Origin of the sequence: Psychroserpens mesophilus, from assembly GCF_050617655.1 — a bacterium.
Lineage (GTDB): Bacteria > Bacteroidota > Bacteroidia > Flavobacteriales > Flavobacteriaceae > Psychroserpens > Psychroserpens mesophilus_A.
Map to the genome: position 1 here is coordinate 1 of NZ_JBODQC010000081.1, position 354 is coordinate 354.

Sequence of the window (354 nt, forward strand, 5' to 3'; positions counted from 1 at the left end):
GCCCTAGGACGTCATTACTTCCGTGTCCATCACATTGCCCCCCTGTTCCTTGCAGAGCGTGCGGAAGGGCGGGTCGCTCACATCCTCCATCGGGGCGAGCAGCAACGGGAAATCCGGGAGTTCCACTGGGCCGATACGTACCATAAATTGCTGTTTTTGCGCTACAAAGCTACGAATAAGGTGGATTTCCGGCCAAATCAATCCTCCACGATCCGATCCCGCTCCGTATTCCGCAGGTCGGCTCGCCGGCTTTGCAGGCGGTAATTCCCGAAATTATAGGTGAATCCCAGCCGGATAAAACGGGTTTCGGGGCGGGAGTAAAACGCATTGTCCTGGTTGGCGTACCGGGAGGTG

1 pseudogene is annotated in these 354 nt (G+C 56.8%); it reads right to left on the reverse strand.

Annotated elements, in window-relative coordinates:
* Positions 1–6: 6 nt before the first annotated feature.
* Positions 7–144 (reverse strand): annotated as a pseudogene (locus ACRHNM_RS16420) (tRNA-dihydrouridine synthase); the annotation flags it as partial.
* Positions 145–354 lie beyond the last annotated feature (210 nt).